Annotated in this window: 1 protein-coding gene; it reads right to left on the bottom strand. The window is 50.0% G+C overall.

Annotated features, from left to right (window positions below):
• Nucleotides 1-384, bottom strand: a 384-nt coding sequence (locus CWB85_RS22575; RefSeq protein WP_171039071.1) for a hypothetical protein, incomplete at both ends; no start/stop codon positions are given.

Here is a 384-nt window from a genome sequence, read left to right as displayed (position 1 = left end):
GTGGCTGTACCATTGACCAGCACCGCAGTGACTTCGCGGGCATTGATTGAGTTATCGCCGCCATCATCGACACTGATAGTGAGGCTTGCTTGCGTATCTTTTACCACCGTTGTGGTGTTTGTTGCTGGGTTGCCAGCCACATCGGTGCTGGTTGCGGTAACGGTTAATTCACCTTGAGCAAACACAGTTAAATCAAGATTAGCCAATGCCCAGGCACCATTGACAACGGTGGTGGTAAATTCAAGGCTGCGGTTTTGGCTGTCAGTGACGGTGATAGTCACGGTTTGGCCTTCTTCGATACCGCTGACTGCACCGGATAAATCCACTGAGCTTTGCTCAGCGTTATTAATCACTTGGTCGCTATCAATCACGTTCACGGTGATT

Origin of the sequence: Pseudoalteromonas sp. S1727 (assembly GCF_005886375.1) — a bacterium.
In the GTDB taxonomy this organism is placed as follows: Bacteria; Pseudomonadota; Gammaproteobacteria; order Enterobacterales; family Alteromonadaceae; genus Pseudoalteromonas; species Pseudoalteromonas haloplanktis.
Note: the sequence above shows the minus strand (reverse complement) of the source record. Positions and strands in the feature narration are given on the sequence as shown.